Annotated in this window: 13 protein-coding genes; 5 read left to right on the forward strand and 8 right to left on the reverse strand. The window is 60.9% G+C overall.

What is annotated here, in order from left to right; all coding sequences use genetic code 11:
* Position 1: 1 nt before the first annotated feature.
* On the reverse strand, positions 2-1237 hold the full coding sequence (locus tag KW848_RS20020; protein WP_008149726.1) for a 3-methyl-2-oxobutanoate dehydrogenase (2-methylpropanoyl-transferring) subunit alpha: 1236 nt from the start codon (positions 1235-1237) through the stop codon (positions 2-4).
* Positions 1238-1422: 185 nt separating this feature from the next.
* On the opposite strand from KW848_RS20020, the gene bkdR reads away from it, so the two are divergent.
* On the forward strand, positions 1423-1911 hold the full coding sequence (gene bkdR / locus KW848_RS20025; protein ID WP_218537841.1) for a Bkd operon transcriptional regulator BkdR: 489 nt from the start codon (positions 1423-1425) through the stop codon (positions 1909-1911).
* A 92-nt stretch (positions 1912-2003) separates the two neighbouring features.
* Here bkdR and KW848_RS20030 read toward each other — a convergent pair whose 3' ends face one another.
* On the reverse strand, positions 2004-2867 hold the full coding sequence (locus KW848_RS20030) for an MBL fold metallo-hydrolase (RefSeq protein WP_218537842.1): 864 nt from the start codon (positions 2865-2867) through the stop codon (positions 2004-2006).
* Between the two features lie 160 nt (positions 2868-3027).
* Here KW848_RS20030 and KW848_RS20035 point away from each other — a divergent pair, with 160 nt between their 5' ends.
* The 4 genes from KW848_RS20035 to nahK all read left to right on the forward strand — a co-directional run bounded on the left by KW848_RS20035 (position 3028) and on the right by nahK (position 9222).
* Positions 3028-3834 (forward strand): sulfite exporter TauE/SafE family protein, encoded by an 807-nt coding sequence (locus KW848_RS20035; protein ID WP_134097263.1) that lies wholly within the window; start codon positions 3028-3030, stop codon positions 3832-3834.
* Positions 3835-4043: 209 nt separating this feature from the next.
* Positions 4044-5228, forward strand: a complete 1185-nt coding sequence (locus KW848_RS20040) for a porin (RefSeq protein ID WP_111452210.1) — start codon at positions 4044-4046, stop codon at positions 5226-5228.
* 267 nt (positions 5229-5495) lie between these two features.
* Positions 5496-6659: a nitric oxide-sensing protein NosP gene (gene nosP / locus KW848_RS20045; RefSeq protein ID WP_218537843.1), complete on the forward strand. Its 1164-nt coding sequence runs from the start codon at positions 5496-5498 to the stop codon at positions 6657-6659.
* Positions 6628-9222, forward strand: a complete 2595-nt coding sequence (gene nahK, locus KW848_RS20050) for a hybrid sensor histidine kinase/response regulator NahK/ErcS' (RefSeq protein WP_218537909.1) — start codon at positions 6628-6630, stop codon at positions 9220-9222. Before nosP ends, nahK begins: the two co-directional genes overlap by 32 nt.
* Positions 9223-9350: 128 nt before the next feature.
* Here the strand turns inward: nahK and KW848_RS20055 are convergent, their stop codons facing one another.
* The 6 genes from KW848_RS20055 to KW848_RS20080 all read right to left on the reverse strand — a co-directional run bounded on the left by KW848_RS20055 (position 9351) and on the right by KW848_RS20080 (position 14560).
* Positions 9351-10013: a response regulator transcription factor gene (locus KW848_RS20055; protein WP_074876021.1), complete on the reverse strand. Its 663-nt coding sequence runs from the start codon at positions 10011-10013 to the stop codon at positions 9351-9353.
* Between the two features lie 56 nt (positions 10014-10069).
* Complete coding sequence (locus KW848_RS20060; RefSeq protein WP_218537844.1) at positions 10070-10627, reverse strand: PQQ-dependent catabolism-associated CXXCW motif protein; 558 nt, start codon at positions 10625-10627, stop codon at positions 10070-10072.
* Between the two features lie 227 nt (positions 10628-10854).
* Positions 10855-11646, reverse strand: a complete 792-nt coding sequence (locus tag KW848_RS20065; RefSeq protein WP_111452215.1) for an ABC transporter permease — start codon at positions 11644-11646, stop codon at positions 10855-10857.
* Positions 11643-12374, reverse strand: coding sequence for an ABC transporter ATP-binding protein (locus tag KW848_RS20070; protein WP_192409540.1), 732 nt, complete (start codon positions 12372-12374; stop codon positions 11643-11645). The genes KW848_RS20065 and KW848_RS20070 overlap by 4 nt, the downstream gene beginning before the upstream one ends.
* Positions 12371-13345 carry a YVTN family beta-propeller repeat protein gene (locus KW848_RS20075; RefSeq protein ID WP_218537845.1) on the reverse strand — a complete coding sequence of 325 codons (975 nt, stop codon included), beginning with the start codon at positions 13343-13345 and terminating at the stop codon, positions 12371-12373. The genes KW848_RS20070 and KW848_RS20075 overlap by 4 nt, the downstream gene beginning before the upstream one ends.
* A gap of 30 nt (positions 13346-13375) precedes the next feature.
* Positions 13376-14560: an ABC transporter substrate-binding protein gene (locus KW848_RS20080; RefSeq protein WP_218537846.1), complete on the reverse strand. Its 1185-nt coding sequence runs from the start codon at positions 14558-14560 to the stop codon at positions 13376-13378.
* Between the last annotated feature and the right edge of the window lie 99 nt (positions 14561-14659).

Consider the following 14659-nt stretch of genomic DNA (forward strand, 5'->3'; position numbering starts at 1 on the left):
GTCAGATCCCCAACTCTTGACGCTGGCGCTTCAAGTGCTCCGGCATCTCTTTGTAGACGTCTTCGAACATGGTCGCGGCGCTCGGAATCTGGCCGCCGGCGAGGGTGCCGTACTGCTCGGCTTCTTTCTGCGCGGCGATCACTTCGGCTTCCAGTTCGGCGCTGACGGCGACGTGTTCCTCTTCGGACCACTGACCGATTTTCACCAGGTGCTGCTTCAGACGCGCAATCGGGTCGCCCAACGGGAAGTAGCTCCAGTCGTCGGCAGGACGGTATTTGGACGGATCATCAGAAGTCGAGTGCGGACCGGCGCGGTAGGTGACCCATTCGATCATGGTCGGGCCGAGGTTGCGGCGGGCGCGTTCGGCGGCCCAGGCAGAGGCGGCGTAGACCGCGACGAAATCGTTGCCATCGACCCGCAGGGAGGCAATGCCGCAACCGACGCCACGACCGGCAAACGTAGTGGCTTCACCACCGGCAATCGCCTGGAACGTGGAGATTGCCCACTGGTTGTTGACCACGTTGAGGATCACTGGCGCACGGTAAACGTGGGCGAAGGTGAGGGCGGTGTGGAAGTCGGATTCAGCGGTAGCGCCGTCGCCGATCCAGGCCGAGGCGATTTTGGTGTCGCCCTTGATCGCCGAGGCCATGCCCCAGCCCACGCCTTGCACGAACTGGGTGGCGAGGTTGCCGGAAATGGTGAAGAAGCCGAAGTCTTTGACTGAATACATGATCGGCAGCTGACGTCCCTTGAGCGGATCACGCTCGTTGGACAGCAGTTGGCAGATCAGGTCCACCAGCGGCACTTCGCGCGCCATCAGGATGCTTTGCTGGCGGTACGTCGGGAAGCACATGTCATCGACGTTCAACGCCAGGGCCTGGCCGCTGCCGATGGCTTCTTCGCCAAGGCTCTGCATGTAGAACGACATTTTTTTCTGACGCTGGGCGACCACCATGCGGTTGTCATAAATCCGCGTCTTGAGCATGGCGCGCATGCCTTTGCGCAGGATCTCGGACGGCACGCCTTCAGCCCAAGGACCGAGGGCATTGCCCTCGTCATCGAGCACGCGAATCAGGCCCTTGGCCAGATCAGCGGTGTCGGCCGGTTCAACGTCGATTGGGGGTTTGCGCACCGTACCGGCGTCGGTCAGACGCAGGTAGGAGAAGTCGGTTTTGCAGCCAGGACGGCCCGATGGTTCGGGAACGTGCAGATGCAGCGGTTCGTACGCTTGGTTCATGGCTTCTACGCTCGATCTTGTGAATTTTTTGTAGTGAGCTGACCGTCATTCTTCGGTGAAAGAATTCTTGTCCTACAACAATCATAGGCCGGGCCAAGAAGAATATTTCTCTGTGTTTCGTTGCGCTGGCGATCATTTGAGGATAAAAAATCTGCATAAACATAAAAAACAGGTGGTTTTGTCTCATGCGCAAACTGGACCGTACCGATATCGGCATTTTGAACAGCCTTCAGGGGAACGCGCGCATCACCAACGCCGACCTCGCACGCTCGGTCAACCTGTCGCCAACCCCGTGCTTCAACCGGGTCAAGGCGATGGAAGAATTGGGCTTGATTCGTGAGCAAGTGACCCTGCTGGATGCCGATTTGCTGGGGCTGCATGTGAACGTGTTCATTCACGTCAGCCTGGAAAAACAGGTGGAGGAGGCGTTGCAGCATTTCGAGGAGGCGATCTCGGATCGCCCGGAAGTCATGGAGTGCTATTTGATGGCCGGCGACCCGGACTATTTGATCCGGGTGCTGGTGCCAACCATTCAGTCGCTGGAGCGTTTCATGATGGACTTCCTCACCAAAGTCCCCGGCGTCGCCAACATCCGCTCGAGCTTTGCGCTCAAGCAAGTGCGCTATAAAACCGCGCTGCCGTTGCCGGCGAATGGGCTGACCCTCAACAACTAAACGCAAATCCCCTGTCGCAGCTGTCGTTGTGGCGAGGGGATTTATCCCCTCGCCACAACGACAGTTGCTACGGAGCGGGGGAACGATCGAACTCAGAGTTTATTCAGGGGGATCTTCAAGTAAGTAACGCCATTGCCCTCGGCCGGCGGCAAATTCCCCGCCCGCACATTCACCTGGATCGCCGGCAGCAACAGCGTCGGCATTCCCAACCCCGCATCACGCCGGGTGCGCATGGCGACGAACGCGGTTTCGTCGATGCCGTCATGAATGTGAATGTTGCTCTTGCGCTGTTCGCCCACCGTACTCATGCACTGCGGTTTACGACCCTCGGGCGGGTAGTCGTGGCAGACATACAGTCGAACGCTGGCCGGGAACGCCAGCAGCTTGTGAATCGAGGCAAACATCTGGTTGGCATTGCCGCCGGGAAAGTCGCAACGCGCGGTGCCTACGTCCGGCATGAACAGCGTATCGCCCACCAGAATCACATCGCTGTCGATCAGATAAGCCATGTCCGCTGGCGTGTGACCGGGAACATGCAGGGCCGTGGCCTTGAGATTGCCGATCCTGAACGATTCGTCCGGCGCGAACAGGTGATCGAACTGCGAACCATCGACACAGAACTCCGGTTCAAGATTGAACAGGGTCTTGAACACCCCTTGAACCTTGCTGATCGACTGACCAATCGCAATCTTTCCGCCCAGTTCCCGCCGCAGATAAGGCGCAGCGGACAGGTGATCGGCATGGGCGTGGGTTTCCAGCAGCCATTGCACCTGCAGCTGATGTTGGCGAACGAAGGCGATGATCTTGTCGGCCTGGGTGGTGGCGGTTCGCCCGGCGGCGGGGTCGTAGTCGAGCACCGGGTCGACGATGGCGCAGTGCCCGCCATCGTGCTCGTAGATGACGTAGCTGTAGGTCGAAGAGGCAGGGTCTAAAAAAGCTTCAATCAAGGCGGGCATGGTGGCCGTTTTCTTTTAGGACAAGCCATGAGGGTAGTTTCATTTTCCCTGCGCTGACCAGCCCGCATCAATTCAATTAATGAAAAAAACTGCGCGGGCTCTATCCTGTCAGTCATCGATACCGGGCGCTCCCGGCTTTTTTGCAGATCACGAGTGTTTTATGTTGCTGGCGAGTTTTTTTGGCGTAGTGATGGGGTTGGTACTCGGTTTGACCGGGGCCGGTGGCGGCATTCTTGCGGTGCCGGCGCTGGTATTGGGGTTGGGCTGGACCATGACGCAAGCCGCGCCGGTCGCATTGTTCGCGGTGGGCAGTGCGGCGGCTGTCGGCGCCATTGACGGGTTGCGCCATGGCCTGGTGCGCTACCGGGCCGCGCTGCTGATCGCCCTGCTGGGGGCGATTTTTTCGCCGATTGGCATCTACTTCGCCCATCAGTTGCCGGAAAAAATCCTGATGATCCTGTTCAGCCTGCTGATGGTCATGGTGGCCTGGCGGATGCTGCGTCGTGAGCGCCAGGACGAAGGTCCAAGCGACCACGGCCACGCCAACTGGGGCCAGAAGAACTGCATGCTCGACCAGCAGACCGGGCGCTTTTCCTGGACCGCCAAGTGCACCGCGACCCTCGCGGCATTGGGCGCGGTGACCGGTGTGGTCTCCGGGCTGCTCGGGGTCGGTGGCGGCTTCCTGATCGTCCCGGCGTTCAAGCAGCTGACTGACGTGCAGATGCGTGGAATCGTCGCCACTTCCTTGATGGTCATCAGCCTGATTTCCGCCATCGGCGTGATCGGCGCGTTTCAGGCCGGGGTGCGAATCGACGGTTTGGGCGTGGCGTTTATCGTCGCGAGCATCGTCGGCATGATCATTGGCCGCAGACTTTGCGCGCGAGTACCGGCCCGGGGATTGCAGATCGGCTTCGCCAGTATCTGTGTCGTGGTCGCCGCTTACATGCTGTTTAGAGCGGGCGTATAGCCAGTACCGGTTCCTGTGGACGCCAGTCCGTTCCACAGGCGTACGCCTTAAGTTCCGGGCCTCGTCGACGGACGGTCTTACACCGAACTTGTCGCGCATCACCGGCCACTCCAAAGCATTTCAAAACCGCCTCCAAGGCAGCGTATGACGCCGCCGGTCAGCTTTCGATAATCGCCTCCGACATCCAGTCCCCCGCTGCGGAGCGCGTCATGCACAACAATAAGAACATCAAGCATCGTTTCTTGCCTGCCTTCATCGCCAGCCTTTCGACCCTCGGTTTGAGCTCGATGGCCCAAGCCGAGATCGTGTTGTACGACAAGGACCAGACCACGTTTTCCACCGACGGCTACATCAACGCCTTCTATGTGAACAGCAAAGTGGACCGTGCCGGCGACCAGTTCGACCGGCGACAGGCGCGGGTGAAGATGGGTTTTCTGCCCAACTATCTGGGCTTCAACATGAGCAAGCAGGTCGACGACCTCAAGCTCGGCGCCCGGTCCTCCTTCTGGGTGACCATCAACGACAGCGAAACCAACGGCACCGACACCGCCATCGACGTGCGGCAGTTCTACGGCACGGTGGCCAACCCGGAGTGGGGCGAAGTGCTGATCGGCAAGGACTTTGGCCTGTTCGCCCGTTCCAACATTCTGCTGGATGAAATGCTCGCCGGTTACGGCCAGGTCAGCGATACCCTGGGGCTGGTGGACGGTGGCGGGGTGTCGTTCGGCAACATCGGCACGGGTTATCCGTACCCGTTCCCGACGTCACAGATCACCTACCGCACGCCGGTGATGGAGGGTTTGCGGGTGGCCGTGGGGATCATGGACCCGGTGGACACCAACGACAGCAGTCCGACAGGCAAGGCTTACCAGGAGAACCCGCGGACCGAGAGCGAGATCACCTATCAGTTCGACCTCGCCGGGGCGAAGATTTACAGCTGGGTCAACGGCAGCTACCAGACGTCGGACAATACCGATTCCACCGTCCAGTCCGTCACCTCCAAAGGCGTCGGCTATGGCGTGCAGGCGAAAATGGGCGGCTTGTCCCTCACCGGCTCCGGCTTCCAGGCCAAGGGCATCAACCCGTTCTTTACCAACAACGCCGGCGAGCCGGTTCTGCGCAACGTCGACAGTGACGGTTACCTGCTGCAGGGTTCCTACAAACTGGGCAAGAACCGCTTGGCCTTGTCTTATGGCAAGACCAACGATGACGGCAATGGCGTGGTCGGCAGCGGCGCGGACTACGAAACGCGCGGCATTGCGCTGTTCCATGACGTCAACGACAACCTCAAGCTGGTGGCCGAGTACAACCAGTTCGCAATCAACGGCCACGACACCAATGCCCAGGACGAAGACACCGACACCTTTGCGGTGGGGGCGGTGCTGACCTGGTAACCCTGTAGCAACGCCGCTCACCTGTGGCGAGGGGACTTGTCCCCGTTGGGTCGCGAAGCGGCCCCCTTCGGTTGCGCATCGACCGGAGGGGACTGCTGCGCAGTCCAACGGGGACAAGTCCCCTCGCCACAAAAGCGTCGGCCATCATGAACTCATTGCAGACTCTCATCCCATCGAAGCGCCTGACCGCTACCCAAGTAGCATACGTAGCAGCTCACAGGCTTCGTACACTCGAACCTCATACATGCGCACCTGCGGGAGGCGACGATGCAGCAGGTCCAGAGTGAAGGTGTGGTCAGTGCCATGTCCCAGGCCACCGATGCCCAGCAAGTGGCGCAGGAGCTGGCGCGACAACTGTTGCATCCGCACCTGGGTTTCGTGCTGTTCTTCTGTTCCGCCGAGTACGACTTGCAGGCGCTGGGCCAGGCCTTGCAACAAAGCTTCGGCGGCATTCGCCTGGTGGGTTGCACCAGCGCCGGGGAAATCACACCCTTGGGCTACGGCCGCAACTGCGTGACCGCGGTCGGCTTCGACCACCGGCATTTCTCCATCGACGCCGAACTGATCTGCGAGATGGAGCGCTTCAGCCTGATCGACGCCCAGCAAATGGTCGAGCGCCTGGTCAGTGGCTGTCGCAGCAACACCCTGGCGCCGATCAAGGGCAACAGCTTTGCCCTGACTCTGCTCGATGGCTTGTCCAGCCGTGAAGAAATGGTCCTCGCGGCCCTGAGTGCAGCGTTGGGCGACATCCCGCATTTCGGCGGTTCGGCCGGCGACGACAATTACCTGACCCACACCCACGTCTATTTCAATGGCGAGTTCCACAGCGGCGCGGCCGTGGTGGTGTTGGTCAATACCTGGCTCGACTTTGAAGTCTTCACCACCCACCACATCCTGCCCCGAGCAGAAAAACTGGTGGTCACCGGGGCCGACAGCGCCTCGCGTCGGGTCTTTGAACTCAATGCCGAGCCGGCCGCCGAGGAGTACGCCCGGCACATCGGTGTGCCGGTGGCGGAGCTCGATCACCGGATCTTCGCTGCGCACCCCTTGGCCGTACGGATCAACGATCAATATTACGTGCGGGCGATCCAGCAGGTTCACCCGGACCTGAGCCTGAGTTTCTACTGCGCGGTGGAAAACGGCATCGTCCTCACCGTCATGACGCCCGGCCCGATGCTGCCGAATCTGCAAACCCTGTTCGAAGGCTTGCAGGAGCGCCTCGGCGATCTGTTGCTGACCATCGGCTGCGACTGCTTTCTCAGGCGTCTGGAACTGGAGGACGGCGGCCGTCTGGAGCAGATCGGATCGTTTTTGCGTGACCAACGGGTGATGGGTTTCAACACCTACGGAGAACAGTTCAATGGCATGCACATCAACCAGACCTTCACCGGGGTTGCCATTGCCCGAGGCCGGTCCCCTGGACACCGTTGAGCTTCAGGCCCAGATCGCCAGCCTGCAGCGCGACAACCACAAACTGCAGCGCATCAATGGCGCGCTGATCGAGCGGATCGAGTCCGGCATCACCCGCGGCAATGACCCGTACGCGGCGTTCCAGCATTCGGTGGTGCTGGCCGAGCAGGTGCGTGAGCGCACCGATGCCTTGAACCAGGCCATGGCCGAGCTCAAGTCGGGCAATCACTTGCTCAGCGAGGCACGCCTGCGGGCGGAAACCGCGCATCAGCATTTGATCGATGCGATCGAGAGCATTTCCGACGCGTTCGTGCTGTTCGATGCGGACCAGCGAATCGTCTTGTTCAATAGCCGCTTCAAGGCGTTCTGGAGCAACAGCCGGGTGCGGATCAACGCCGGCATGCGCCTGGCCGAGGTCAAGCGACTGATGTCCGCCACCGGGCTGTTCACTGAGGAGCCGCGCGGGCATGCCGACGAAAACCTGCTCTATCGCCTGCAGGACGGTCGCTGGTTGCAAGTCAGCGAACGCCCCACCCAGGAAGGCGGGCGGGTGATCCTGTTCACCGACATTACTGACGTCAAACTCAGCGAAACCGTGCGCCGCGAGCAGGCGGTGGCGCAGAAATCCCATTTGTTGCAACGGGCGGTCGATAACCTGTCCCAAGGCGTGGCCATGGTCAACGCCGAGGGCATTCTGGAGTTGTGGAACCGGCGTTTCCTCGAACTCAGCGGCCTGGCCCCGGTGGCGGCCCATCGTCTGTTTGCCGAAGTGATCGGCGACAGCGAGTTGAACTTGCTGACCCCGGCCAGTCGGGATCTGAACGGGCGCCACGTGCAGGAATGCGAGCAGCGCCTCTACGATGGCCGGGTGCTGGAAATCCGCACCCATCCGTTGCCCACTGGCGGTTTCGTCAACACCTTCACCGACATCACCGAACGCTACCAACACGCCGAAGCGCTGAGCGAAAGCGAGCGCTGGATTCGCCTGATTACCGACCATGTGCCGGCGCTGATTGCCTACCTGAATGCCGATCTGGTCTACGAGTTCACCAACAAGGTGTATGAAGAATGGTACTGCTGGCCTCGGGGCGTGATGCTTGGGCAGAGCCTGCGCGAAGTCCACAGCGAACAGCATTACCAGCGCCTGGAAGCCTACGTGGCCCGGGCCCTGGCCGGTGAGAGCGTGACGTTCGAGGTCGCTGAAACCAACATCAACAATCAGGAGCGCTACATGCTGCGCTCCTACGTGCCCAATCGCCTGGCCACCGGGGAAGTGGTGGGGATTTTCGTGTTGATCCGCGACATCACCGAACGCCGCCGCACCGCCGAAGCGCTGCACCAGGCCTATCAGAATCTTGAGTTGCGGGTGCGCGAACGCACGGCGGAACTGACTACGCTCAATGACCAGTTGCTGCGCGAGATCGACGAGCGTCGGCGGGCGGAATCTCGCCTGCGTGAAGCCAAGCTCGAGGCCGAACAGGCCAACCTGTCGAAGACCAAGTTTCTCGCTGCCGTCAGTCATGACCTGCTGCAACCGCTCAATGCTGCGCGGCTGTTTACCAGCGCGTTGCTCGAACGGCGGGAGCCGGTGGCCAATGCCATTTTGGTGCGCAATGTCAGCAATTCCCTGGAAGACGTGGAGAACCTGCTGGGTACGCTGGTCGACATCTCCAAGCTGGATGCCGGGGTGATCAAGGCCGACATTGCGCCGTTTGCCCTGAGCGAATTGCTGGAAAACCTTGCGGCCGAGTACACCCAGGTGGCGCGCAGCGAAGGCCTGGAGCTGCATTTCATCCCCTGTTCGGCATTGGTGCGCAGCGACATTCAGTTGCTGGCGCGGATTCTTCGAAATCTGTTGAGCAACGCCATTCGCTACACCTACAGCGGTCGTGTGGTGCTCGGTTGCCGGCGTCAACACCAGCGCCTGTCGATCGAGGTCTGGGACAGCGGCATGGGCATTGACGAAAACCGCCTCGAGGAGATTTTTCAGGAATTCAAACGCGGTGATGTGCAGCGTCCCGATCAGGATCGCGGTTTGGGCCTGGGTCTGGCGATCGTGGAAAAGATTGCCGGGATTCTCGGTCATCGCATTCATGTGCGTTCATGGCCGGGCAAAGGCTCGATGTTCTCGGTTGAAGTGCCGCTCAGCGCCACGGCACCCAAGGCGCTGCCGAGCTTGCTGATGAGTGAGCCGATGCTCGAGCGTCTGCGTGGGGCGCGGGTGTGGGTGCTGGACAATGACGCAGCCATTTGCGCCGGCATGCGCACGTTGCTCGAAGGGTGGGGGTGTCTGGTGGTCACGGCGCTGTCCGAGGAGGACCTGGCGCGGCAAGTGGACAACTATCACGAAGAGGCGGACTTGCTGATCGCCGACTATCACCTCAATGACGATCAGAACGGCGTCGATGCCGTGGCCCGGATCAACGCCCGTCGCGGCTCGGCGATTCCGGCGATGATGATCACCGCCAACTACAGCAACGAACTCAAACAACAGATCCGCGAACTGGGCCACACCCTGATGCACAAACCGGTGCGGCCGATGAAGCTCAAGACTGCGATGAGTCATTTGCTCGGCAGGCCTTGAGGCTTCTGGTGCCTGTGCGGGCCTCTTCGCGAGCAAGCCCGCTCCCACAATTGACCGAGGCGACTCAGATCCAATGTGGGAGCGGCGGTGCGACGATTCGACTTGCTCGCGAAGGGGGCAACTCGGTCTCAGCGGCGTAAGTAAGACCCGAAATCTATATCCCCGGCACTCAAAATCGCCTGCACCCGGTTGTGCACATTGAGTTTGCGCAGGATCGCCGAGACGTGGGCCTTGACGGTGGTTTCGGCGATTTCCAGGGTGTAGGCGATCTGTTTGTTCGACTCGCCCTTGGTCATGCGTTCGAGCACCAGCAACTGTTTGCGGGTCAAGGCCTGAAGCAGTTCAGGTGGGAAGCTCGGGGCGTCGTTCATGCGCCTTGTACCGCTTTTTTGCGTGCGGATGATGTCCGGCGGCAAGTAGACATTGCCGTTGAGGATTTGCTGGATGGCTTCGGTCATCTGCACCCGTGGCGAGGATTTGGTGATGAAACCCACCGCGCCATAAGTGATGGCTTGCAGCACGACTTGTTTGTCCTGTTCGGCCGAGACGATCACCACCGGAATGGTCGGCGCTTCGTTGCGCAGGTTGATCAGGCCATTGAGGCCGTGCATGCCGGGCATGTTCAGGTCGAGCAGGATCAGGTCCAGGTCATCATGTTCCTGCGTGAGCACCAGGGCGCTGTCCAGGTCGGCGGTTTCCATCACCTCGCTGCCCGGAAAACCATCGCTGATGACGTTATGAATGGCTTCGCGAAACAGCGGGTGATCGTCGGCAATCAGAATTTTGTACATAGCCTTTCACCTCATTATTTTGATTAGGGTGTGGCAACAACTCGCACGCGTAAAGGTCAGGGGAAGGGCTCTGGCTGGGCGGGCGTTACGGGCAGGCTGGCGGCCTGCCAGGCGTCCAGGCCGTCGCGATACCAATACAGAGTCTTATAGCCCATGGCGGCGGCGCGCTTCACGGCGTTCCAGCTCAGCCAGCAATCGGAGCGGCAGTAGAAGACCAGCGGTTGCGCGAGATCACCAGTGGTCAATGTATTCAGCTTACGCGCAAAATAGTCCTGCCAGTCGGGTGTCAGGTCACCGTCACCGGTATTGGCCAGCCAATGGCTGCCGGGGAGGTTTTCGTGGGGCTGGTCCTCGATGAAACGTCCTTGCAGCCATTGGCGGCGGTAGACGTCGATCAGCAGCGGACGCGGTGTCTGGGTCAGCAGGGTTTGCAGGGCGGCGGTATCGATGATGCCGGCGCCCTGTACTTGATTCGGGGTCGGGCTGCGGTACAGGCCGATGCGATAGCCGTCGGCGGAAAACAGCGGTGTTTCGGCCTGCGCGACGCCCAGCAACAGGCTCAGCGATAGCGCAGCGAGAGAAGGGCGCAGCAGACGACGTCGGGCACGCGGCATGGGGTTCAATCCTTATAGTTATGAACCTATTACATGCCAGTCTCGGTGCGATTGGAATGCGACGATAGACAGGAAAACCAGTACTAAAGTAGTAATTTCTCCCTGTTCAACACAAATCCCCCTGTGGGAGCGGGCTTGCTCGCGAAGGCGGCTTCACATTCAACATTTACATTGGCTGATACTCCGCCTTCGCGAGCAAGCCCGCTCCCACAGGGGGATTTGTGTTGTCAGTTGGATTTTCGCAAGGCGGCGTGTTGCGGATTGAAGGTGAGTACGGCGAGCAGCGCGAATACCAGGGTCAGCCCGATGCACACCGCCAGCGCCAACGGATTGAAGCGTTCATACAAGGCAAACCGCACCAGTTCCACCGCATGGGTGAACGGGTTCAACGCACACAGCCAATACAACCACTCGCTGGACTCGCGCATCTTCCACAGCGGATACAGCGCTGAGGACAAGAAAAACAGCGGGAAGATCACGAAATTCATCACCCCGGCAAAGTTCTCCAGTTGACGGATCGCGTTGGACAGCAACAAACCCAGCGCGCTGAGCATCAACGCCACCAGCAGCAATGCCGGCAAGGCGATCAACAGCCCCATGGCCGGTGGCTGCACGCCGTACACCCAGGCAATCGCCAGAAAGGCATACACCTGCAACAGCGAGATCAGCGAGGTGGCCAACAGTTTGCTGCACAGCAGGAAGGTCCGGGGCAGGGGGCTGGTCAGCAGCACGCGCATGCTGCCCATTTCCCGGTCGTAGACCATCGACAGCGAACCTTGCATGCCGTTGAACAGCAGGATCATGCAGGCCAGCCCAGGGATGATGTAGACCTCGTAGGGAATGTAAGTGTCGTAGGGCTCGATGATCGCGATCCCGAGTGCCGCACGAAAACCGGCGGCGAACACCAACAGCCACAGCAACGGCCGCACCAGCGCACTGAGAAACCGCGTGCGCTGCAACACGAAACGCAGCCATTCGCGCAGCACGATGCCGCTGAAACATTGCCAGTAGGCATTCATTGGACGGCTCCTGAAGTGGTCAGTCGAGCGAAGGCCGAACCGAGATCGCCGCCGTGTTCCAGACTCAGCGCGTCGGCCTGTCCGCTGGCCACCAACCGGCCCTGATGGAGAATCAGCAAGTCATCGCTGGGCTGCACTTCATCGAGCAAATGCGTGGTCCAGAGCACACTGATGTTCTGTTCGCGGCACAGGCTGCGTATGTGTTGATTGAGCGCCAGCCGACTGGCCGGGTCGAGGCCGACACTGGCCTCATCGAGCAGCAGCAGGCGCGGTTCATGCAATAACGCTCGGGCGATTTCCACTCGGCGACGGTGGCCGCCGTTGAGTTCGCGAACCCGCTCGCGACGGCGTTCGGTCAAGGCCTGACGGGCCAGTTCGGCGTCGACCCGAAGGCCGGTCTGACGCCGGGACATGCCATGCAGCGCGGCGTGATAACGCAGGTTCTGTTCGACGCTGAGGTCCAGGTCCAATGTGCTTTGCTGAAACACCACACCCAGTTGCTTGAGCGCCGGACGCGCTGCGTTGCGCAACGAACAGCCGCCGACGCGGATGTCACCGCGCTGCAAATCGTAGAGTCGAGTGAGCAGGGCGATCAGCGTCGATTTGCCCGCGCCATTCGGCCCGAGCAGCGCCGCGAAACGGCCAGGTGCCAGGCTGAAACTCACCTGACGCAACGCCTCTTTTGCACCATAAGCGAAACTCAGTTCGCTGACTTCGAGTGCGTTCATGGGGTCACCACCACGCCCCACGGATAACGCCCGACCTTGATCGACTTGGTCACCTTGAGGCTGTCGACATCGATCACCGACACGTCGCCGCTGACACCGTTGGTAGCGAGCAATTGCTTTTGATCCGGGGTAAACGACATCTGCCAGACCCGTCGCCCCACCAGCAGGTAATCAAGGATTTCGAAAGTCTTGGCATCGATCACCGCCACATGATTGGCTGGGCCGAGGGCGACGAAACCGTACTTGCCGTCAGCGCTGAGCTTGATCCCCACCGGCTGGACTTTGTCCGGGTGCACGCCCTTGATCTGGAAGGTCAGGGTCTTGAGGACCTTGCGGGTGGCGACGTCGAGAATGGTCACGGTGCCGCCGATTTCCGCCGAAGCCCAGAGCTTCGAGCCATCGGGTGTGAACTCGACGAAGCGCGGCCGCTGATCCACCAGGGTGCTGTCCGCCAGGGTCTGGGTGCTGGTGTCGATCCAGTGCAGCATGTTGGTGGTTTCACTGGTGTTCACCGCCCACTTGCCGTCGGGGCTGACGGCCATGCCTTCGGGTTCGACGCCGACGTTGATCTGGCTCAGCACCTTGGAGGTTTCGGTGTCGATCACCGTCACCAGCGCATCGTCTTCGTTGGAAACGTACAGCCAGCGATTATTCGGGTGCAGGGCGAATTGTTCAGGATCTTTGCCCGAGGGCAGTTCCTTGATGATCTTGCGCGTGGCCACGTCCATCACCTGGACCCGGTCCGAGTCGCTGGCGCAGATGTACAGCAGCTTGTTGTCGTGGGACAGCAGCAGACCGCGCGGGCGCTGGCCGACGGGCAGGGTGTCGGTGACTTGCAGGGTCTGTAGGTCGATCAGGCTCAGGCTGTCGTCCTTTTCGTTGGAGACCCAAGCGGTGCTGGCCGCGGCGTGCCCGGCGGCAAGCAGCAGGGCCCAGAAAAGCAGGGAGCGGCAGAGCAGGGTGCGGCGCATGGCGGATTCCTTGTTGTTTTAATTATCGGGTCAGGGAAAACGGCAGGTGACTTCGGCCTTGTCGTAACCGAGGCTGTCCATTTCGTTGAAGGGATGCAGGAAGCCGTCTTGCGGCGACGTGCTGACCAGCGCCCGGGGCTGCACGATGGGAATAGGTTGGCGCAACTGGCCGTTCCACGGCCGATAACTGAGCTTGCGACCCTTGAAACCGTCCAGTGGCAATTGATCGCTGATCTCAAGCGTACGGATCGCCACCGGATCGACCTGACGCAGTTTGCTCACGGCACTGGCGATGCTGCGCACGGCGATCCAGGCCGCAAAATCGCGGTCATTCATCCAGCGCCCGGTCAGGGCTTCGAAGCGTTTCTGCAACTGGGCAGCGCCGTAGGTTTCCACGGTTTTGTGCCAGCCCACCGGGGTCAGTCCCTGAGTGCCGGCGACCGGCCGTGGGTACCAGGTCTGGTAGGGCACGTATTCGCCGAAATCGCCCCGTTCATCCGCCACCAGCACCACGTCGTACTCGGCGGTCTGGGTGAACAGCGGCATGTCGGCCTGGGCGCTGCGGCGCTGATCGTTGTCGAAACTCCAGGCTTTTTCCGCGACCAGTTTCAGGCCAAAGCGTTTGGTGGCGCGGCGCAGGGCGGCCGCATAGGCTTGATCGTCCGGGGTCGGGCCGACGATCAGCAGCGCCCGTTGCCATTTGCGCAGCACCAGAAATTGCGCCAGCGCATCGGCGAGCATCGCCCGGCTCGGCAAGCTGTGCAGCACGTTCGGCAGGCAGTCGGTGGTGCGCAGGCTGTCGTCGGGGCTGCCGGCGTTGAACAGCAAGCTGTCGGGCAGCACAGCGGCGAGCCGGCGCAGGCTGGCGGCCGGTGCGTTGACGACAAACAGGCGCAGACCTTGTTCATGTTGAGCCTTGGCCGCTTCGACCAGGGCATCCGGATTGTCGACGTTGGCGCTGACCAGGGTGTAGCTCTGGTTGAGGAAACGCCCGGTGCTGTTGCTGTCAGTGATGGCCAGTTCGGCGCCACGCAGTCCGGCATCGACCGGCTCGGGAATGACGTTCGACAGCAACGGGCCCGGATCAGGGCGATAGCCCAGGTAGCCGATCTGCACCTGCAACGGCGTGTCCGCAGCCTGGCTCTGGGTCGCCAACCCGGCGGCGCAGGCAATCGCCAACAGATAGATCAGGGCGTAAGGGGCAAGCTGGCGCATAAGGCACTCCATTACAGGTAGCGCCAGCATAGGAACGCTGTGAGGCAGAAGGAAATATGCAGAAAGTACCAGTGAGCCAGTACCAAGGTAGTAACTCGC

The sequence above is a fragment of the Pseudomonas sp. PDM25 genome, assembly GCF_019219045.1.
Taxonomy (GTDB): domain Bacteria; phylum Pseudomonadota; class Gammaproteobacteria; order Pseudomonadales; family Pseudomonadaceae; genus Aquipseudomonas.

Bases quoted from the DNA above. Each gene is read 5' to 3' on its own strand.
- KW848_RS20020 (WP_008149726.1), bottom strand. From the start codon at position 1,237: ATGAACCAAGCGTACGAACCGCTGCATCTGCACGTTCCCGAACCATCG.
- bkdR (WP_218537841.1), top strand. From the start codon at position 1,423: ATGCGCAAACTGGACCGTACCGATATCGGCATTTTGAACAGCCTTCAG.
- KW848_RS20030 (WP_218537842.1), bottom strand. From the start codon at position 2,867: ATGCCCGCCTTGATTGAAGCTTTTTTAGACCCTGCCTCTTCGACCTAC.
- KW848_RS20035 (WP_134097263.1), top strand. From the start codon at position 3,028: ATGTTGCTGGCGAGTTTTTTTGGCGTAGTGATGGGGTTGGTACTCGGT.
- KW848_RS20040 (WP_111452210.1), top strand. From the start codon at position 4,044: ATGCACAACAATAAGAACATCAAGCATCGTTTCTTGCCTGCCTTCATC.
- nosP (WP_218537843.1), top strand. From the start codon at position 5,496: ATGCAGCAGGTCCAGAGTGAAGGTGTGGTCAGTGCCATGTCCCAGGCC.
- KW848_RS20055 (WP_074876021.1), bottom strand. From the start codon at position 10,013: ATGTACAAAATTCTGATTGCCGACGATCACCCGCTGTTTCGCGAAGCC.
- KW848_RS20060 (WP_218537844.1), bottom strand. From the start codon at position 10,627: ATGCCGCGTGCCCGACGTCGTCTGCTGCGCCCTTCTCTCGCTGCGCTA.
- KW848_RS20065 (WP_111452215.1), bottom strand. From the start codon at position 11,646: ATGAATGCCTACTGGCAATGTTTCAGCGGCATCGTGCTGCGCGAATGG.
- KW848_RS20070 (WP_192409540.1), bottom strand. From the start codon at position 12,374: ATGAACGCACTCGAAGTCAGCGAACTGAGTTTCGCTTATGGTGCAAAA.
- KW848_RS20075 (WP_218537845.1), bottom strand. From the start codon at position 13,345: ATGCGCCGCACCCTGCTCTGCCGCTCCCTGCTTTTCTGGGCCCTGCTG.
- KW848_RS20080 (WP_218537846.1), bottom strand. From the start codon at position 14,560: ATGCGCCAGCTTGCCCCTTACGCCCTGATCTATCTGTTGGCGATTGCC.